This window comes from Agrobacterium sp. T29 (assembly GCF_006970545.1).
Lineage (GTDB): Bacteria > Pseudomonadota > Alphaproteobacteria > Rhizobiales > Rhizobiaceae > Agrobacterium > Agrobacterium leguminum.
Genome location: NZ_CP040640.1, coordinates 2,112,633 through 2,131,448, shown reverse-complemented (window position 1 = coordinate 2,131,448; position 18,816 = coordinate 2,112,633). Strand labels below are relative to the sequence as shown.

At 59.6% G+C, this 18,816-nt stretch carries 21 protein-coding genes and 1 pseudogene; 13 read left to right on the top strand and 9 right to left on the bottom strand.

What is annotated here, in order from left to right; genetic code table 11:
• Positions 1 to 162 precede the first annotated feature (162 nt).
• The 3 genes and pseudogenes from rutR to FGF54_RS10790 all read left to right on the top strand — a co-directional run bounded on the left by rutR (position 163) and on the right by FGF54_RS10790 (position 1,653).
• Positions 163 to 804 carry an HTH-type transcriptional regulator RutR gene (rutR, locus tag FGF54_RS10800; RefSeq protein WP_003520582.1) on the top strand — a complete coding sequence of 214 codons (642 nt, stop codon included), beginning with the start codon at positions 163 to 165 and terminating at the stop codon, positions 802 to 804.
• A gap of 254 nt (positions 805 to 1,058) precedes the next feature.
• Positions 1,059 to 1,382, top strand: a pseudogene (locus FGF54_RS10795) (DUF2325 domain-containing protein); the annotation flags it as partial.
• Positions 1,363 to 1,653 carry a hypothetical protein gene (locus FGF54_RS10790; protein WP_142780217.1) on the top strand — a complete coding sequence of 97 codons (291 nt, stop codon included), beginning with the start codon at positions 1,363 to 1,365 and terminating at the stop codon, positions 1,651 to 1,653. The pseudogene FGF54_RS10795 and the gene FGF54_RS10790, both read left to right, overlap by 20 nt.
• A 105-nt stretch (positions 1,654 to 1,758) precedes the next feature.
• Here FGF54_RS10790 and FGF54_RS10785 read toward each other — a convergent pair whose 3' ends face one another.
• The 5 genes from FGF54_RS10785 to uppO form a co-directional block, all read right to left on the bottom strand.
• Positions 1,759 to 2,154 (bottom strand): DUF423 domain-containing protein, encoded by a 396-nt coding sequence (locus tag FGF54_RS10785; protein ID WP_168208065.1) that lies wholly within the window; start codon positions 2,152 to 2,154, stop codon positions 1,759 to 1,761.
• Positions 2,151 to 2,552: a group II truncated hemoglobin gene (locus tag FGF54_RS10780; protein ID WP_059754443.1), complete on the bottom strand. Its 402-nt coding sequence runs from the start codon at positions 2,550 to 2,552 to the stop codon at positions 2,151 to 2,153. The genes FGF54_RS10785 and FGF54_RS10780 overlap by 4 nt, the downstream gene beginning before the upstream one ends.
• A 103-nt stretch (positions 2,553 to 2,655) precedes the next feature.
• On the bottom strand, positions 2,656 to 3,009 hold the full coding sequence (locus tag FGF54_RS10775; RefSeq protein ID WP_142780215.1) for a DUF86 domain-containing protein: 354 nt from the start codon (positions 3,007 to 3,009) through the stop codon (positions 2,656 to 2,658).
• Positions 3,009 to 3,305, bottom strand: a complete 297-nt coding sequence (locus tag FGF54_RS10770; protein ID WP_003520575.1) for a nucleotidyltransferase family protein — start codon at positions 3,303 to 3,305, stop codon at positions 3,009 to 3,011. Before FGF54_RS10770 ends, FGF54_RS10775 begins: the two co-directional genes overlap by 1 nt.
• 38 nt (positions 3,306 to 3,343) lie before the next feature.
• Positions 3,344 to 4,759 (bottom strand): polysaccharide biosynthesis phosphomannomutase UppO, encoded by a 1,416-nt coding sequence (gene uppO / locus FGF54_RS10765; RefSeq protein WP_142779647.1) that lies wholly within the window; start codon positions 4,757 to 4,759, stop codon positions 3,344 to 3,346.
• A 257-nt stretch (positions 4,760 to 5,016) separates the two neighbouring features.
• Here uppO and uppM point away from each other — a divergent pair, with 257 nt between their 5' ends.
• Positions 5,017 to 6,639, top strand: coding sequence for a polysaccharide biosynthesis protein UppM (uppM, locus tag FGF54_RS10755; RefSeq protein ID WP_168208064.1), 1,623 nt, complete (start codon positions 5,017 to 5,019; stop codon positions 6,637 to 6,639).
• 22 nt (positions 6,640 to 6,661) lie between these two features.
• On the opposite strand, the gene FGF54_RS27210 is transcribed toward uppM, so the two are convergent.
• Entirely contained in the window at positions 6,662 to 6,871 is a 210-nt protein-coding gene (locus FGF54_RS27210; protein WP_003509414.1) for a hypothetical protein, read from the bottom strand.
• Positions 6,872 to 7,116: 245 nt separating this feature from the next.
• Between FGF54_RS27210 and uppL the strand changes: the two genes are divergently transcribed.
• Positions 7,117 to 7,917 (top strand): polysaccharide biosynthesis UDP-hexose transferase UppL, encoded by an 801-nt coding sequence (gene uppL, locus FGF54_RS10745; protein ID WP_003520571.1) that lies wholly within the window; start codon positions 7,117 to 7,119, stop codon positions 7,915 to 7,917.
• Between the two features lie 190 nt (positions 7,918 to 8,107).
• Positions 8,108 to 8,356, top strand: coding sequence for a hypothetical protein (locus FGF54_RS10740; RefSeq protein WP_168208063.1), 249 nt, complete (start codon positions 8,108 to 8,110; stop codon positions 8,354 to 8,356).
• A gap of 17 nt (positions 8,357 to 8,373) precedes the next feature.
• On the opposite strand, the gene uppJ is transcribed toward FGF54_RS10740, so the two are convergent.
• Together uppJ and uppH are read right to left on the bottom strand one after the other, a co-directional pair.
• A complete protein-coding gene (gene uppJ, locus FGF54_RS10735) occupies positions 8,374 to 9,318 on the bottom strand; it encodes a polysaccharide biosynthesis UDP-hexose transferase UppJ (protein WP_142779646.1) in 945 nt (314 codons plus the stop codon).
• Positions 9,319 to 9,326: 8 nt separating this feature from the next.
• Positions 9,327 to 10,238, bottom strand: coding sequence for a polysaccharide biosynthesis endo-1,4-beta-xylanase UppH (gene uppH, locus FGF54_RS10730; protein ID WP_246666942.1), 912 nt, complete (start codon positions 10,236 to 10,238; stop codon positions 9,327 to 9,329).
• A 177-nt stretch (positions 10,239 to 10,415) separates the two neighbouring features.
• On the opposite strand from uppH, the gene uppI reads away from it, so the two are divergent.
• Both uppI and uppG read left to right on the top strand, forming a co-directional pair.
• Positions 10,416 to 11,486, top strand: coding sequence for a polysaccharide biosynthesis UDP-hexose transferase UppI (uppI, locus tag FGF54_RS10725; RefSeq protein WP_142779645.1), 1,071 nt, complete (start codon positions 10,416 to 10,418; stop codon positions 11,484 to 11,486).
• A gap of 2 nt (positions 11,487 to 11,488) precedes the next feature.
• A complete protein-coding gene (gene uppG, locus FGF54_RS10720; protein WP_168208131.1) occupies positions 11,489 to 12,568 on the top strand; it encodes a polysaccharide biosynthesis glycosyltransferase UppG in 1,080 nt (359 codons plus the stop codon).
• 41 nt (positions 12,569 to 12,609) lie between these two features.
• Here the strand turns inward: uppG and FGF54_RS10715 are convergent, their stop codons facing one another.
• Positions 12,610 to 13,680 carry a GNAT family N-acetyltransferase gene (locus FGF54_RS10715; protein ID WP_168208130.1) on the bottom strand — a complete coding sequence of 357 codons (1,071 nt, stop codon included), beginning with the start codon at positions 13,678 to 13,680 and terminating at the stop codon, positions 12,610 to 12,612.
• A gap of 541 nt (positions 13,681 to 14,221) precedes the next feature.
• Between FGF54_RS10715 and uppW the strand changes: the two genes are divergently transcribed.
• From uppW to FGF54_RS10690, 5 genes are all read left to right on the top strand, one after another.
• Complete coding sequence (gene uppW / locus FGF54_RS10710) at positions 14,222 to 15,592, top strand: Wzy-type polysaccharide biosynthesis protein UppW (protein WP_142779643.1); 1,371 nt, start codon at positions 14,222 to 14,224, stop codon at positions 15,590 to 15,592.
• 175 nt (positions 15,593 to 15,767) lie between these two features.
• Positions 15,768 to 16,547: an ABC transporter ATP-binding protein gene (locus FGF54_RS10705; protein ID WP_020808861.1), complete on the top strand. Its 780-nt coding sequence runs from the start codon at positions 15,768 to 15,770 to the stop codon at positions 16,545 to 16,547.
• Positions 16,548 to 16,587: 40 nt separating this feature from the next.
• On the top strand, positions 16,588 to 17,358 hold the full coding sequence (locus tag FGF54_RS10700) for a transporter substrate-binding domain-containing protein (RefSeq protein WP_020808862.1): 771 nt from the start codon (positions 16,588 to 16,590) through the stop codon (positions 17,356 to 17,358).
• Positions 17,359 to 17,380: 22 nt separating this feature from the next.
• Complete coding sequence (locus FGF54_RS10695) at positions 17,381 to 18,103, top strand: ABC transporter permease (RefSeq protein ID WP_078051708.1); 723 nt, start codon at positions 17,381 to 17,383, stop codon at positions 18,101 to 18,103.
• Positions 18,104 to 18,115: 12 nt separating this feature from the next.
• The gene (locus tag FGF54_RS10690) at positions 18,116 to 18,805 is read left to right on the top strand and encodes an ABC transporter permease (protein WP_065655092.1); all 690 of its coding nucleotides are present in this window, start codon (positions 18,116 to 18,118) and stop codon (positions 18,803 to 18,805) included.
• The last annotated feature ends 11 nt before the right edge of the window (positions 18,806 to 18,816 follow it).

Below are 18,816 nucleotides of genomic sequence, written 5' to 3'. Positions count from 1 at the left end.
TGGGGGATAAATTGACCGGCTGGTAAACATTGCAAATTCGCGGTGGCGTCAGCAAGGGATTTTCGTGACGAATCGCAGTAATTTTGCCTAAACTGTACGCGTAGATTATTTTTTAAGCATACTGTAACGGCAATTGCATGGAAAAGAAACAGAGAGCTGAGAATGGCCATACCGCGCGCAGCGAAAACACAGAAGCGGACCCGCATTCAGGAAGAAAAGCAGGAAGCGATTCTTGAAGCCGCGCTCAGTGTTTTTTCCACAAACGGGTTTCGCGGCTCCACCATAGACCAGATTGCCGAGGCGGCCGGCATGTCGAAACCGAACGTGCTTTATTATTTCCGCACCAAGGAGGCGATGCATCGCGCGCTGATCGAGCGGGTGCTGGACACATGGCTCGACCCGCTGCGCGCTTTCGATGCCGAAGGCAATCCCGAAAGCGAGATCCGCTCCTATATTCGTCGCAAGCTGGAAATGTCGCGCGATTTCCCGCGTGAAAGCCGCCTGTTCGCCAATGAAATCCTGCAGGGCGCGCCGCATATCGAAGATGAGCTGAAAGGGCCGCTGAAACAACTGGTGGATGAAAAGGCCGAGGTCATCCGCGCCTGGGTGAAGGCCGGGCGGATGGCCAAATGCGATCCCTATCATCTTATTTTTTCCATCTGGTCGACCACCCAGCATTATGCGGATTTCGATGTGCAGGTGCGGGCAGTGCTGGGCGAGAAGAATGGCGGCGAGGGCCGTTTTGAGGATGCGGCCCGGCATCTGGAGCAGCTTTTCATGGGCGGATTGCGGATAAACGGCTGAACGGAACCATTCTCTCGAATATGTGATCGATTCTTTATGTCAAAACATGAGGAAAATTATCACCTTTATACTTTACTCCAAAACTCATCTTTATTATGGTGCCGGCATCCCGAACGTCCGGGGCATTGAAAAATCAACCGGCAGGTGAGGGAATGGCACGCAAGGAAAAGAAGAAGGCCGAACGTGGCGGCAAGCAGGGCAAGGGCGCTCCCCAGACCGAGCGGGATGTGGCCGAACAGCAGCTTTCCGGTCCGAAAAGCTTTCTTTATGTCGGCGGCCGTGACTGTCAGGTTGCGCATCTTCGCCAGATCGCCAGCAATTTCGGCGCGGAGCTCATTCATCACGATGGCGGCCTGCGTGAAGCCGTCTCGCGCATCGATACTGTGCTTCCCTCCGTCGACTGCGTTTTCTGCCCGATTGACTGTATCAGCCACGATGCGTGTCTGCGGGTGAAGTCCGGTTGCAAGAAATTCGGCAAGACGTTCATTCCGCTGCGCAATGGCAGCAAATCCAGTCTGGAGCGGGCGCTGCAGACCATGAATGAACGGACCTCCAGCGATGAGCGACGAGCGCAATAATTTTAAGGGTGAAGAGCCGCCGGCGGAAGCCTGCCGTGTGGAACTGCACAAGATGGCCGAACAGGCCGCCGATCCGGCCCTGACGGATATCTATGAAATCATCGGTGAACGCGAAAGGCGCAACCGCCTTGCCAGAAGCGGTGGCAATGTTGTGACTTTTCCCTATCTGCGTACCCGCCAGCCCGGTGAAACGCCGTCCTTCGAGATCGGCGCGGCGGCCGAAGAGGGCCGCAATATCCTCTCGTTTCGCTGGACGCGGCGTAAGGGCTAAAGCTGAAGCATTTCCAGTCAAAGTGCGACGCGGTTTTACGTCCGGAAAATGCGTAAAACAGAGAAGTAGGGCACGTCCGACGGTTCGGTTTAAACCGGACGCGCTCTAGCCCTTCGGCTTCAGAAATGCCCCGGCGCACAGTACCAGCCATCCGGCGATCATGCCGAGGCCGCCCGTGGGTGCGGCGTAGGGAAACAGGCTGTGGCCGGAAAAATGCCGGGTGACGATATCGCCGACAAAGACCGCGGTGCCGAGGCCGAGGATCAGGCCCGCGGGAATGGCGGTTCTGATACGATCCGCGCCGATATGGAGCGCCACCAACACCGGCGCATGCGCCAGCGCCATGGCCGAGGCATTGCCGAGCATATAGGTTTCGCCGGTATGGGTGGCGGCGGCTGCAAGCATCACACCGGCCGCGCCCAGCAGGCCGCCCAGCAACAGAATGAAGGCCCGCAATCTTTCGCGGGGCAGGCTTGCGACGGTCGCGCTCTGCGTGGTCATTGGCTGTCCGCCTCCTGGTTCTGCATGTGAAAGGCCAGCCGCTCGACCGGTGTCCAGATGATCTCGCGCAGCTTCGGATTTTCGATGGTCTCGTCCATGGCGCGGCGGAAGCAGAGCAGCCATTCATCCCGCTCGGCGGGGCCGATAGGGGCGACGAAGTGGCGGCGGCGGAGCATCGGGTGGCCGTGTTTCTCGACATAAACGGGCGGTCCGCCAAGATATCCCGTCAGATAATCGTAAAACTTCGCCTCGCTGCCGGAAAGATCGGCCGGATGGATGGCGCGGCAATGCGCCGCTTCGGGCAGGGTATCCATCAATTCATAGAAACGCCGGGTCAGCGCCCTGACGGTCGCATCGCCACCGATCGCTTCATAAAGGGTAATGGTCTCGCCGCTCATAATCCGCCTCTTGTGGCCCTCCGGTCCTTATCGCTCCATGGAGCCGGAAGAGCAACAGGGCACGGGCGGGGTGCGACATTTGCGACACCGCGCTGATAAGTCCTCAGTTTTCATTTTCGACGGATCGTTGAAGAGCCCCAACAGCGATTTTGAGCGGCGCCACATGTTCGGTGACCACGGCCCAAACGACGTCATCCGCGATCTTGTGGTACTCATGACGCAGAATATTGCCGATTCCGCGAATCTGTTTCCACGGTACGTCCGGCGTAAGCTCCAGCAAGTCATCGGGTAGGTGACGGGACGCCTCGGAAACGATTTCGAGGGCGCGTTGCACGGCGAGTTTAAGGAGCCAATTTTGCTGGAAATCAGCGAGTGACAGACCTGCGGTGTGGGTCTCAATGCCGTTTATGGCCTCCAGAATTTCGGCGAGAACCGGCCCGACCCTGCGTCTGGTCATCAAAATATCCGGACGGCGGATTGCTCGATGTCATTCCGGAGCAGCGGGTGGAGGCTGTTGCGTGTCGTCACGTCGACTTCCACGGCCAATTCTTCTTCCAGAAACTGCTTGATACCGACGAGATCGATCAACGAAAAACGGCGGCCCGGATCATAGTCGATGAAGATGTCCAGATCGCTGGAGGCAAGGGCCTCATCGCGGGCCGTCGATCCAAAAAGATAGAGAGACGTCGCGCCCATGCTTTTCACTGCATGGGCGTGGCGCTTGAGTTTCCTTATTGCGTCCGTTCTCTTCATGCGCGCAGCTTACACCATCGCGTATGCGGCATCCACTCTCACCCAAAATTACGGATGAGATCGAGTCCCTTTTCCAGAAGCGTTTCGGCCTCATCCTGATTGGCCGCTTCGACGTAGCAGCGCATTTCGGGAGCATTGCCGGAAGGGCGGAAATGGATGGTGCTGCCATCGGTAAGCGCGACGCGCAGGCCGTCGATGTCGCTCAGCGTCTTCACGGTGCCGACCGGTGCGAGGAAGGCCTCGAGATTGCTGCGCGAGGCGCGCAGATGCGTCATCAGGGCGGCGCTCTTTTCCTGCGCGAAATTTTCCAGGCGGTCGGCGGCGGCGACCGGCAGGTTATAGGCGGCGGCGATCTGCGACAGCGACTTTTTCTGTTCTGCCGAGAGAAGCAGCACGGCGAGAACCGGCAGGAAGCTGTCACGCGTCGGCAGCGGCGAAAGCGCCCTGCCGTTAAGTGTGAAGGCGGAGGCCGTCAGCAGGCCACCATTGGCCTCGAAACCCATGACGCCGTTCTTGCCGGCGGCGAGCGCCTCAGCCATGCCCGCGATCACGAAGGGGGAGCCGACTTTGGTGCGGACGACGTCGAACGAACCGCTCGCCTCGATGCCGGAATTGGAGGTGACGGGGGTGACGACCACACCGGCGCCGAGGAAATTGGCGGTGATCAGGCCGATGAGGTCGCCGCGCAGCGGCACGCCGTTTTCATCGGTCAGCAGGGGGCGGTCGCCGTCGCCATCGGCGGAAACGATGGCGTCGAGACCGTGCTCCGGCGACCATTTCTTGAGAAGGGCCAGCGTTTCCGGCGAGACCGCTTCGGTATCGACAGGGATGAAGGTTTCGGAGCGGCCGAGCGGAACGACATCCGCACCATAATGGGCAAGCACGTCGACAAACAGATCGCGCGCCACCGTGCTGTGCTGGTAAACGCCGATCTTGAGGCCGGAGAGCGCCTTTTCCGGCAGCAGCGCGATGTTGCGCTCGTAGAAAAGTTCAGCTGCGGTGGCGGAATGGTCTTCGGCGGTCGCCGCTTCGTCGCTGATGCCTTCCGCTTCGATTTCGGCGGCAAGAGCTGCGATCGCCGTCTCGTCCTGCTTGTCGATTTCACCGTCCGGGCGGTAGAACTTGATGCCGTTGCGGTCGGCCGGGATATGCGAACCGGTGATCATCAGCGCGCCGGCCTTCAGCGACAGGCCGTAAAGCGCCAGCGCCGGTGTCGGCACCGTGCCGCAATCGAACGGGGTCAGGCCGGCTTTTTTGAGCGCGGCGATGCAGGTGGCGGAAACATCCGGGCTCGAATCGCGGAAATCGCGGCCGACGAGAATGGGATCGCCCGCCTTTGCCTGGCCCGATGTGAGAAGGTGCCTCGCAAATGCCGTGGCATAGACGGCCGAGGCTTTTCCTTTCAGATCGACGGAGAGGCCGCGAAGGCCGCTCGTTCCAAATTTCAGGCTCATTCCAAACTCCGTTTCGATAAAATCTTTGAGGGTCAAATGGATAATGCAAAAATATAACGGTTGAAAGAACCGTATCGATCCATTCGAGTCAATCATCCCTTTCAACGTGGCCGCGAATAGGCGATGATGGCGGGACTGATGCGGGTAACCTAAAATTCACCCGTCATATTTAAACTTGTCCGTCGATAGCGGCTCTGGCGACGATGGGAACCCTCTGTTGCCGGCCTTTTTGTGGTTCGTTCGAGTTGGATTGGCTGATGTACAGGCTTCAAAAGGCGGGACATAAGCAGGCACGTCCGCTCGATGAAAAAACGGCGCCTGCCGCGAGAACCCATGGTTCCCTGCTGGACGATCTGGTGGATGAGGACGAGGTTTTCGAGCGCACGGTGTTGAAGGAGCATCTGGAGCCGAAACCGGCGAAGACCGTTGCCGAGCCGGCTGCGGCCGAGACACCGGTGAAGGCGGCTTCGCCGAGCGGCAGTCTGGCGGCTGCGCTGCCGGGCCTGAAACATATCGACAGGATCGGTGTGGATGACGTCATCCTCTGGCTTCGCAAAGGCATCGTCTGGATCGTGCTGGCAATCGTTCTCTGCGTTGCCGGCGCGCTGACCTATGCCTCTATGACGCCGCCGCGCTACAAGGCCTATACGGATATCGTCGTTAATCCCTCCAACCTGAATGTCGTCAATGACGGGGTGTTTTCGCCCAACCAGCAGCGCGACACGCAAATTCTCGAGGTGGAAAGCAAGCTGCGCACCATCACCTCGCGCAACGTGCTGGCGCGGGTGGTGGACGAGCTGAAGCTCGATAAGGATCCTGAATTCATCAGTCCGCCGCCGCTCGCCCGGCTGAAGGCGATGTTCTCATCGAAACCGCAAGATGACGACAACCGGGTCGGCGCGCTTCGTTCGCTCGGCGACCGGGTGGCGGCGGAACGCGACCCGCGCTCCTTTGTCGTGACGCTTTCGGTCTGGACCAATGACGCGGAAAAATCGGTGACTGTCTCCAAGGCCATCGTGAAGGCTTTCGAAAGCGAGCTATTCCAGACAAACTCCGACAGCAGTCAACGCGTCGTTGACGATCTCAGGAAGCGGCTCGAGGAAATGCGCGAGAATGTGACCGCCGCCGAAAAGCGCGTGGCCGATTTCCGCCGCGAGAACGGCCTGCAGGAAAATAACGGCCAGCTCGTCAGCAATCTGGCTTCCGGTGAGCTAAACGCTCAGGTGCTTGCGACCCAGCAGCGCCTCATTCAGGAAGAATCGCGCCTCAAGCAGATGGAGGCGGCGATTGCGCAGAACCGCACCCAGAGCGACGCCATATTCGATAGCCAAACGATGAATACGATCCGCGCGCAATACAGCACGCTGCAACAGCAGATCGGTGCGATGACGCTGACCTATGGCGCGCGCCATCCGCGTCTTGCGACCGCGGGTGCGGAGCGGGCGATGCTGGAACAGGGAATGGCGGATGAGGCGCGGCGTATCCTTCAAGCGGCAAAGATCAATGTCGCGGAGGCGCGCTCCTCACTCGATGCCCTGCGGCTGAAAGCGGTGGCGGAACGCGCCAATGTCTTTACCGACAATGAGGCGCAGGTGCGGCTGCGTGATCTCGATCGTGACGCCCGCTCGGCGGCGGCGATCTATGAGACTTATCTCACCCGCTCGCGCCAGCTTGCCGAACAGCAGTCGATCGATTCTACCAATGTGCGGGTGATTTCGCAGCCGGTTGCGCCCAATTCCAGAAGCTGGCCGCCCGGCAAGCTGACGTTCCTGATTGCCGGTGGCATGGGCGGCCTGTTCCTTGGTCTGGCAATTGCCGTGGCGCTCGGCCTCTGGGGTTATCTTCGCCGGGACGATCACGCGGATGTTGCGGCGCGGTAAGACAAAGCGGCTGCGTGTCGCCTTATTCTTCCGAAATCAGACCGTCATAAACTTCGAGCAGCGCTGCGGCGATGGCCGCGCCCAGCGCATTGCCGGCATCGCGAATGCCCGCCTCGTCACCGTCGCGAACCGAAATGGCAAGGTCTGACGCTTCGTTGGCGACGATTTCTTTCGCCCGTTCTATCGCCCAGAGGCCGAAATCGCCGCGATTGTCGATCGAGATTGTTTCCATGGCCGGAGCCCTTCCGTGGTTTGATTTCCGCGTCCCTTAACCCATCGGCTGGAAAACCGGAATAGGCAGAAAATGTGGCGCACAACCTTCAGGCGTGTAAAATGGCTGCCGCATACGGGGATTTATAAAAATATTAATGATAGTTCTTCGTAGTGTTTGAAGCCTTATACCCTAAGCATAAGCGTGAATATAACAATGAAACGATGCCTATCTTGGACACCGGACAGATTATGACAGGGAGAGAGATGCCGGATGCGGAGGGGACTGGCCAGGTCTGGCCGGTTATTCCGCTTGCGGCGTTGCCCATTACCGACGCGACCATCGACGAAACGGCGCGGGATTTCATCCTGCGCGCGACGACGGCGCGTGCGGCCGGTGCAAGACCGTTTTATTCGACATCGGCAAACGGTCAGGTCATCGCGCTCTGCCATCACGATAGGGAATTCGACGCCATGCTGCGGCAGGCGGACCAGATTCATGCCGATGGCATGTCGCTGGTGATCTTTTCCCGCAAATTCTGCCCGAAGGCATTGAGAGAACGGGTTGCGACCACGGATCTCGTTCATGCGGTTGCGAAGCGTGCCGAAGAGACGGGCAGCCGTTTCTATTTCCTCGGCGGCTCCGAAGAGGTGAACCGCGCGGCGGTCGAGGAAATGCAGAGGCTTTATCCGCGCCTCATATTTGCGGGGCGGCGCAACGGTTATTTCAGCCGGGCCGAGGAAGAGGCGATCCTCGCCGATATCGCGGCATCCGGGACGGATATTCTCTGGGTGGGCTTCGGCATACCGCTGGAGCAGCGTTTCGTCTCGCGCAATCTGGACAGGCTTTCCGGTATCGCCGTGATCAAGACCTGCGGCGGCCTTTTCGATTTCCTCGCCGGCAAGAACAGCCGGGCGCCGCAATGGATGCAGGATATGGGGCTGGAATGGCTCTACCGGGCCATGCTCGAGCCGAAGCGGCTCGGAAAACGTTACCTGCTGACCAATCCTATCGCCATATATTCGCTGCTGAAGTATCGCTTCGGAGCTTCGGGACAAGGTCGCTAGATCATCGCGACAAGCCGTTGCTGCGCGAAGAATAAAGCGCGCCTGCGCCTCCCGCCCGACAATATAAGATTTTCCTAACGTATTGAATGGATGCGCTGCGTCGCTGAAATCCGTTGCAACTGCGAACATCTGCGCTACACTGCATCAATATTACAAATTTATTCGAATCATAGATTTATTGAGGCCACCAATGGTGATTACGTCCATTTCTCTTTTCATATATGGAATTGGCACCGTTACCTCTCTCGCCATGACCTATATCGAAGGCGCCCGCCGCGGCAAGGACTGGGATTTTTATCGCGTCACCGGCATTGTCCTTTGTTTCTTCTGGCCGGTGCTCGTGCCGCTCCTCGTCCTCGCGACGGCCTTGTCGTCGTTCGGTTTCCAGAAACGGTTCACGAATACGATCTCGCTCGGCAGGCAAAAAACCCTTAGCTGAGCCGAAGCTATCCCGCTTCAGCTCTTCTTCGCCGGCGCCTTGTAGGGCGTGAGCGTAATGCCGAGGCTTGCCATCACGCGGCCGATGGACATCAACGGCGGATGCGTGGCTGGCAGCAGGGTTCCGGTTTTCACGAAGGCGGAAACGGCGCGGACAAGAGACAGGCACAGGCTGACGGCGTTTTTGGCGGCGAGCAGCAGCCCGCCTTTAAGGCCCGGGCGTCGGGCGCGGTCGATGCTGTAATTGATGATGCCGGTGCGGAGCGAGCGCTCCATGATCCAGCGCGGCGCCATGCGGTTTTCCGGCACATATTCGATGATGAGCGCTTGCGCATTCCAGGCGAATTTGAAACCGGCCTTGCGGCAGCGGGTGAAGAAATCCATGTCGCCGCCGCCGAGGAAGTTGAAGCGCACGTCGAATTCCGGTTTCGCTAGCGTCTCGAAAACCCGCCGTGAGATCAGGCAGTTGCCCGATCCGTGGATTTGCTCGACGGGGCCGGTCGGCGCTTCGATGGAGCCGAACAGCGGATGCGAGAGAACCGCCTTCGAAGCCGGTGCGTCGAATTCCCGGTTGACCGGTCCGCCGACGATATCGACGCCGAAGGATTTCGCCGCCGAAACCATTTCGGCAAGCCAGACGGGGGAGGCGGCCTCGTCGTCATCGATCATCAGGAACCACTCAGCCGCAGCATAGCTTTGCCGGGCGGTGCGGAAGGCGGTGTTGATGGCGTAACAATTGCCCTGCGTCGGTTCGACCAATGCCTCGCCGGCCATGCCGCTTTCGGCGAAAAAGGCGCGCGCGACCGCAAGACCCGCCTGGCCCGCGCCGTCATTATCGACCACGACGATGGCGAAGGGAAAATCGACCTTCTGGGCTGCGAGCGATCGAAGCGTCTTTTTCAGGCCTTCCGGCCGGCGGAAACTCGGAATGCACACCACCGCTTCCGGCATGATCTCGGACATGGAAACTCCTAAATTCCGGCAAGCGCTGCGGCGGAAAAAACGACGGCCCTGAGGCTCTGGCGCGGGCGATTGAGGAAGGTATCGGCCAGCGCCGAAAAGGCCTCGCGGTAGCGGCGGGCGCGGAAAGCCTGCGCCACGGTATAGGCATTCATATGGTTTTCGGACCGGCGGCGAAGCCGCCGCAGCTCCGGCGGCGAAACGGCAGCGACGATGGCCGGGTCGGAAAACACGGCCTCGATTGCCGGTTCGCAATCCCGGAAGGTCAAAAGCCGGTTCATCATAACGCTCGTCCTGTGCACGCGGTAATCCAGCACATGGCAGCCGGGCAGGTAAACGAAACGGCCGGCGGCGGCGAGCCTGCACCAGCCATACCAGTCTTCGGCATAACGCAAAGTCTCGTCGAAACCGCCGAATTCCTGAAAGGTGCGGGTCCTGACCAGCATGATGCCGCCATTGACGATGAAGTTGCCGCCGAGCAGCGGCTGGAGAATGAAACCATCGGGTTTTTCCCGGCGGCGAATGAGGTTGCGCCGACCGATCTTGACGCCGTTTTCATCGATGCGCTCGTAATCGCCATAGACGGCGACGACATCCGGCCCGGAAATGCCGGCGCAAAGGGCCGCGATGGCGCCCGGTTTCAGGCGATCGTCGGCATCGAGAAACATCGTCCATTCGCCGCGCGCCTGTGACAGGCCGAAATTGCGCACGGCGGAAACGCCCTGCCTTCCCTGCGGCCGGGCAAGCAATTTGACGCGAGGGTCGGAAAAACCTTCCACCTTTTGTGCGGTGGTGTCGGTGGAGCCGTCATCGACCACCAGCACTTCGCCGATGGTCTCGCCCTGCAGCAACACGCTTTCGATCGCTTCCACGATGTAACGCTCGCCATTGCGAACGGGAATGACAATCGAAACGGAAACCAAGACTTCAAACTCCATGCGGCGTGGGCCAAGAATTCGCACAGCGAAGTTACTACCGCATTAAGCGGGTCCGGCCAATTATGACGTGGTATAACGTCGGTTAACCTTGCAAATCTTTAATATCCTTTTCCTATGATCGGAATGTTATGTTTTGGGAATAAAGGTTGCGGAGGCGGGTGCATGCGGATCGGGCGGCGGAATTTTATGGGCGGTGCGGCAAGCGCTGGCCTGCTGCATGCCGTGGCCGGCCCGGCCTTTGCCGCGCAGAAGAAAGCGGCGAGCAAAACCGCCCCGTATGGCGCGGCCGTTTACCTGCCGGATCTCACCGCCGATAGCCGCATCGGCGAAGCGGTGGTGAAATATTGCTCGCGCATCACCCCCGTTACCGAAATGAAATGGGAGGTCCTGCGGCCTTCGGCGGAGGTATTCGATTTCGCCGCCGCCGATGCAATCGCCAATTTCGCCCGTCAGCACAAGCTTTCCATGCACGGCCATCCGCTGATCTGGTATGCCTCCAACGCGCCCTGGCTTGCGAGCATCGGCGGCGGCGTGAAGGTCGAGAAGCTGATGGAGACCCATATCGTCACGGTGATGGAGCGTTATAAGGACGTGATCCATAGCTGGGACGTGGTCAATGAGCCGATCCCCGACGTGCCGGGCAATGTGCGCGCGCGGCGCGATGCCTGGTATTACGGCGCCGGGCCGGACGCCATCAAGAAGGCTTTCGAGATCGCCCATGCCGTCGATCCGAAGGCGCAGCTCGTGCTCAACGAATATGACGTGGAATTTGCCGCCGAGAAATCGCCGGCCAAGCGCGCGGCCTTCCGCAATCTCATTCTCGAACTGCTGGAGAAGGGCGCGCCGATCAACGCGGTCGGCCTGCAGGGGCATTTGCGCGGCGGCTGGCCGATCGCCAAGGACGAGCTTGCCGCCTTCACGGCGGAAATGCGCAGTTATGGTCTTGCCGTTCTGGTAACGGAGCTGGATGTGATGGACCAGACGCTGCCCGCGCCGGAGGCCGAACGCGATATGCTGATCAACGGCCAGGTCCGCGAGTTTCTGGAGGCGGCTTCCGCGGGCGGCGCGCTTTCCTCCATCACCACATGGGGCATCTCGGATCAATATAGCTGGATCCGCTGGGCCTATCCGCGCCGGGACGGCACCGCCAACCGGCCGCTGCCGCTGGACTGGAGTTTCAACCAAAAACCCATGATGGCCATCATCAATGAATTCCGGAACCGTGGTGCATGACTATGAATGCTGAAATGCCGCTTCCTCCCGTGCAAAAGGCGCTGCAAATCAACCTGCACCCCTTCGATGCCCCGCATGCGGCCCTGACCCTGCCGCATCAGCTCAGGGTCTGGGGCGGACAGGTGGACCGCATTCTCCTCACCGTCGATACGGGCCAGGTGGGGGCCGGCCGCTACAAGGGCAACGGTTTCGATGCGGCGCGCCAGCGTCTCTTCGACATGCTGGAGGAAATGCAGACCAATTATCCGCATCTGCATGTGGATATCGTCGATTACAGCGATGCGGCGCGCAGCGCCGTGACGGAAACCTTCTTTCCCCGCTCGCCGATCCCCTATCCCGCCAAGGCTTTCGATGGTGGGCCTTTCCATGTCTATTTCTACGGGCTGAAGCGCGCCAGTGCCCGTTATGTGCTGCATATGGACAGCGACATGATGTTCGGCGGCGGCAGCCAGAGCTGGTTCGGCGAGGCCATCGCACTTCAGAAGGCCAATCCGGATGCGCTGTGCATCACGCCCTTTTCCGGGCCGCCGACGGTGCGCGGCGATCTGGATATTTCCCGCCATGTCGGCATGCCCGGCGTGAAGAACATACCTGCGCCGCGCAAGCTGCCGTCGCGCATTCCCACCTGGCGTTTCGCCACCGTTTCCACCCGGCTTTTCATGATCGACATGGAACGTTTTGCGAAACGCATCGGCTCGCTGGAACTGCTCAGGCCCGATGTCAAACGGCGCATCCGCTCCTATGCCTATAACCAGCAGCCTGTCTCGATGCCCGCCGAGGAGGTGCTGAGCACGAACATGATGCGCACGGGTGTTTATCGCCTCGATTTTCTCGGCACGGGCAAGGGCATGTATTCACTGCATCCGCCCTATCGCTCGCCGGAATTTTATGCGGCGCTGGCCTCCATCGTCGAGCGCATCGAAAAGGGCGATATTCCGGAAGGCCAGCTCGGCGATTTCGATATTAACGGGTCGATGGTGGACTGGACCAGCGCGCTGGCGGCCAAGACGCGCTCCAAACGTTATGCGAAAGCGCTGCGCCATCTCATCTCGGCCAATGTCGGACGGTTCAGCAAGGCTTGAGGGTTTCGATCCGTTTTCCGTCGTGAGGCGGGGCGGGGGGCTCAATAGTCGGTGATGAGCTTGCTCCAGCTCTCCGAGCACAGTCCGCCAATATAGATGTCGCCGGCCAGCGCCCTTTCCCGCAGGGCGTCATCGCGCGTCGCCATGCAGAAATAACCGTCATGGCGGAAGCTCATGTGGTTCTGGCGGTAAAGCGCGTTGATGAGAAAGGGCTGCGCCATGCCGGTGACATGGGCATAGTTCTCGTCATCGAAATGGCGGAACAGGGTGTTGAGCACATCGTTTTCGCAACCGGCATCGCAGACGAGATTGAGCACATAGGCCGTTCTCCCCCGCTGGCCGAAAAACAGCGCAGCGCCCATGGCATGGCCTTCGGCATTCTCGATCACCACGCCTTTCAGTTCGCCGAGGCTTTCATTGGTCCTGCTCATCTCTATCAGCCAGTGGAATTCCTCGTGAGACCATTCCGGGCGAATGGAAAAACGCTCGATCATCGCGAGCGCCCTGTGTCGGAAGGTTTCGTAATCCACGGTTCTCACCGTGGCGCCGGCGGCCTCCTGCGGTCTCAGACCCTTTTTCCACCGTCGCAGGATTCCATCCACAAATCCGAGCGCGGTGAGCGCCAGCGTGGTTTTGGCCAGTTTCGAGCGGCGCGGCATGCGCAGCGCGATGGTGCAGAAGGGCTTGAGCGCCTTGTGCCATTGCAGGCTTTCAATCGGCAGCATGTTGCCGCCGGTCGCCACCCAGTGATCGGCGCTGACGGGTGAAGCCGTATCCGAGAACAACATGTCGTGTTTGGAGGCCCGCATGCCGCGGGACAGACGCGCTGCGCCGAGTGCGCCGCGTTTCCCGTCCGATGCGAAGGCGCAGAGCAGCCGTGCGGTGATGGTTTTTCCATTCGCAACGAAGCGCATGGGCACGGCGAGGATGACGCTGGTGACCCCGTTCTCCCCGGCATCGTAGATAACGCTGCCGTTTTCCGGACTGAAGGCGGGACTGCCGAAAAACAGTTTTTCGATATAGGAGCCGAAATCGAAGTTCCGCTCCTGCCCGGTCTTCCTGAAAGCGCTGTTGAGCACGGCCTCGACAGCCGGAACGTCTTCCCTGCGCATGGGGCGGATGCCGGACACACCGATTTGAACCGGGCGTTGTGTCAAGTGACCGCTATCGCCATCGTCCATATGGGTGTGTATCGGAACGTCCACCGTCGGCCCCCACCTTTTGTGCATTGACGAAATCAACCATAGGCAGCGTATATTTGAATGTATTAATATAGATATAAAACCTGCAATCCGGTGGGATCGAAAGTATCGGATTTGGAATAAATCATATTAATATCAATATATTAATCTGTATAAGCCGCATCGGTTGAGGTTAGCAAAATACGCTCAAGCAAGCAACCTTTGGATGAAATATGATAAATTTTTGTAGGCGATTTTTTGGGGTCTGGCGTCAATTTTGGCAAGCTTCCGTCTTGTCCTTTGTCTCCGGGCTCCGATTTCCCGAGGAAAAGCGCACAATCGCGGTGCTATTTTCCCGTGCATAATGGATAACTAAAAAATAGGATTTGCGCGGGATATTCGTATTATCGAATATGCGAAGCACGAGTTTCAATGCGGGTGGCTTCAGGAAAGAGGGAGAGAAAAACCCCTTATGGATGCAGCGCATGGCGAACAGGGGCGTGGCTACTGGCGGGACGCGTTGTTTTACGTGACGTTCCTGTTTTTCACGGTCGGCTTTTCGCCCTATATCTCGCTCTCATCGACCTATCAGGGCTCCGCCATGGCGGCCGGGTCCAACCTGCTCAACCAGTTGACCGCGATTATCCTGTTTTTCAGTTTCCTGGCCTTCATGGCGAAGGAGCGGTCGTTTTCCATCCTCTTCATGCCGCGCCTGCTGATGGCGGCGATTTTCGGCTGGTTTGTCCTGACCTCGCTTGCGGGCGAAGCGCCGCTATTTTCGCTCAGGCGGCTGGTCATGTGCGCCATCATCTGCGTGCTTGCCGGCGGCTTCCTGCAATTGCCGCGCACCGAGCGGCATTTCACGACGCTGCTTGCCACATGCGCCCTGATCATATTGTTCCTGTGCTATTTCGGAATCACCGTGCTGCCCTCGCGCTCGATCCATCAGGCCAGCGATGCGCTGGAGCCTCTGCTGGCGGGGGATTGGCGCGGGGTTTTCCGCCATAAGAACGAGGCCGCCTCGGTCATGGCGGTGTTGATTATAGTCGGTATTTATCTCTGCAAGCGCTGGTCCTTCATCGGCGGGCTGTCGGTGCTGTTGCTGTCGCTGGTCTTTCTGGTCAAGTCGGGCGGCAAGACCGCGCTCGGGCTGATGCCGATCATTATTGCGGCAGGCTGGTTCATCCTGCGCTGGCCGCGCTGGCGTTATACGGTCGTGACCCTGTTTCTGGCGGTTTTTGCGCTGGTGACCGTCGGCACCACGGTCGATCCCGTCTTTTCGCAGATGCTGACGAAGCTGGGGCTCGATGCCAGCTTTACCGGCAGAAGGGATATCTGGACCGTCGCCATCGATTACATCCGTCAAAGCCCGCTTCTGGGATACGGCTATCAGGCCTTCTGGCGCAGCGACGCCCTGATGTCGAGTTTCACCGAGAACAATACCTGGGCGACGACCGCGCCGGATTCGCACAATGGTTATTTCGACCTTCTGCTGGCCGGCGGCGTGCCGGGTCTGGTGCTGGTGATGGTGTGGATCTATCTCCTGCCGCTGCACTATCTCGGCAAAATGAACGAGGCCACGCGCAACAGTCCGCTGACGCGGCTTTATGTCGGCGTATGGCTTTATGTGCTGCTCTACGGCTTTCTGGAAACGCTGTTTTTCCTCAGCACCGGCTTCGTCTGGTTCTTCCTCATCGTCGCCGTGATGGGCCTGCATCTTCAGGCCAATGCCAGCCTCGTGGAGGACGAGGCGGAGGGGGAACCGGAGAGAGCCGGCGGTGGAGCGGGCATTGCCCCGACACCGCTGCGGGGGCAGGCCTCCCCTGTCGTTCGCTCCAGGTGATATTTTGAAATGATTTTTCGTCATAAATATGTAAAAGAGCCGATTGTTGCGCGCGTCTGCGGCTATTTTCGCTAAACATGCGCGGCTCAAGTCTTTGTTATTGTGCACGTCGCACTGCGGAAACCCCGGCTATTGGCGCGGCGGCACTGAAAAAACGGATCGGCTAGGTCAATCGATGGCAGATACAGGCGCCTGCGCGCTCGAGGCGGATGACATCCACAAGAGCTTCGGCACGCATGAAGTTTTGAAGGGCGTTTCGCTGCAGGCCCACAAGGGCGATGTCATCTCGATCATCGGGTCTTCCGGTTCCGGCAAAAGCACCTTTCTGCGCTGCATGAATTTTCTCGAAACGCCGGATCGCGGCCGCGTCATCGTCAATGGTGAGGAAATCGCCACGAAAACCGGCCGCGACGGCAAGGCCGTGCCGAAAAGCTGGCGGCAGGTGGAAAAACTGCGCACCGGCCTCGGCATGGTGTTCCAGAATTTCAATCTCTGGGCCCATCGCACCGTTCTCGAAAACGTCATCGAGGCGCCCGTTCATGTTCTCGGCGTCAGGCGGCAGGAGGCAGTTGAAAAGGCCGAAGCCCTGCTGAACAAGGTCGGGCTTTATGACAAGAAAAACGCCTATCCGGCATTCCTGTCCGGCGGGCAGCAGCAGCGCGCCGCCATTGCGCGTGCGCTCTGCATGGAGCCGGCGGTGATGCTGTTCGACGAGCCCACTTCGGCGCTCGATCCGGAACTGGTGGGCGAGGTTCTGAAGGTCATTCGCGATCTGGCCGAGGAAGGTCGCACCATGCTGCTCGTTACCCATGAAATGCGCTTTGCGCGCGATGTATCCTCGCAGGTCGTGTTTCTGCATCAGGGCCGGGTGGAGGAGGCGGGGCCGCCGGCGCAGGTGTTCGGAAACCCCTTGAGCGCCCGCTGCCGGGAATTTACCGGCGCGCTCGCCAATTGACCCTTTTGCCTGACAGTCCGTTTTAACAGGAGAGACTTGAATGAAATTTTTCGCCACGCTGCTTGCCGGAACGGCATTTGCGTTTTCCGCCTTCACCGCCAGCGCCGAGGTGCGCTTCGGTATCATGAACGAGGCCTACCCGCCCTTCTTCGCCAAGGATGCCAGCGGCAAGTGGCAGGGCTGGGAAATCGATCTCATGGACGCCGTCTGCGCGGAAATGAAGGAAAAATGCTCGATCGTGGAGCTCTCCTGGGACGGCCTCATCCCGGCGCTGCAGACGAAGAAATTCGACGTTATCTGGTCCTCCATGTCGAACACGGAAGAGCGTCAGAAGATCATCGATTTCACCGATAAATATTACAACACGCCGAGCAAGCTGATCGGCGCCAAGGGCGAAAAGGCGGGTGCGACGGCCGAGGACGTCAAGGGCAAGACCATCGGCATTCAGGTGGCGACGATCCAGTCCGAATATTACAAGAAATATTTCGCCGGTGTCGCCGATGAGAAGACCTACCAGACGCTGGACGAGGCGTTTCAGGATCTCGCGGCCGGCCGCATCGACTACGTCTTCGGCGATTCCATTGTTCTCGACGCTTTCGTGAAGAGCGATGCGGGCAAGGATTGCTGCGCCGACATGGGTGATGTCGCCGACGACAAGGAAATCCTCGGTCTCGGCGTTTCCGGCGGCCTGCGCAAGGAAGACACCGAACTCAAGGCCAAGCTGAATGCGGCAATCGCCGCCGTGCGCGCCAGCGGCAAATATGACGAGATCACCAGGAAGTACTTCAGCTTCAATATTTACGGGCAGTAATTCGGTCTGATCGGTCACGCATATGGCAAGCCTTGAAACCACGTTGCAACTTCTGTCTCCCTATCCTCCGGGATGGGGCGGCACCCTGTTGAAGGGTGCGGCATCGACGCTTGCCATTTCCGCCGGCGCCTATCTGATCGGCCTTGCCATCGGCATGGCCGGGGCGCTCGGCAAGCTTTCGGGCAACAGGCCTCTTGGCCTGCTGCTCAACCTCTATACCACCGCGATCCGTGCGGTTCCCGAGCTGATCCTTATCGTCGGGCTTTATTATGCCGGGACTGACGGTCTCAACCGGCTCCTGCTGCTGGCCGGCATGCCGCCGCTGGAGGTGAACGGTTTCGTCGCCGCCGTTGCGGTTTTGGGTTTCGTGCAGGGGGCCTATATGACCGAGGTGCTGCGCGGGGCGATCCTTGCCATTCCGAGCGGCCAGATCGAGGCGGCGCGCGCCTTCGGCATGTCGCCCGCTTTGCGTTTCCGCCGGGTGGTCTTGCCGGCGCTTTTGCCGAACGCCTTGCCGGGGCTCGGCAATCTCTGGCTTGCGGTGACCAAGGACAGCGCCCTGGTGGCGGTCGTCGGTTATCAGGAACTGGCGCTGGCGACGCGTCTCGCCGGGGCCAGCACCAAGCAATATTTCCTGTTCTTCCTTGCCGCCGCCCTGCTTTACCTTGCCATCACGCTCGTTTCGAACCTCGTTTTTTCGCTGATCGAGCGCCGCGTGCGGCGCGGCCAGCCGGCCCTGGCCTGAGGAGGGGACGGCATGGATTTCTCATGGGTCGCGAAATATTGGCCGCTGCTTCTTTCGGGTGCATGGCAGACGGTGGCGCTGCTCGCCATCTCCGTCAGCATCGGGTTTCTTCTGGCCATCGGGCTTGCGTTTGCGCAGGTGAGCGGCGGGCGGGTGACGAAAATCCTGGCGCGGGCCTATTGCACCTTCTTCCGGGGCACGCCGCTGCTCATCCAGCTCTGGCTGCTTTATTACGGCGTCGGCTCGCTTCTGCCGATGATCCCCGGCCTGCGCCAGAGTTTCATGTGGCCGGTGCTACGCGAAGGGTTCTTCTTTGCGGCCGTCAGCTTCACGCTGAATTATGCGGCCTATGAGGCGGAAGTTCTGCGCGGCGCGCTGCTGGCGGTGCCGAAAGGCGAGCTGGAGGCGGGCAGGGCGTTCGGCATGGGCCGTTTCACCCTCATTCGCCGCATCTGGCTGCCGCGCGCCATCCGCATCGCGCTGCCGACCATTGCCGGCGAGGTGGTGATGCAGCTTAAAGCCACGCCGCTTGCTTTCACCGTGACGGTGATGGACCTCTACGCCGTCGCCTACAAGGTGCGGCAGGATACGCTTCTGGTCTATGAGCCGCTGATCGTCGTCACCGTCTTCTATCTCATTCTCACCGCCATCATCGCCCGCTGTTTCGGCCTTGTCGAACAGCAGGTGCCGGTCAGGCGATAAACATTCAGGGA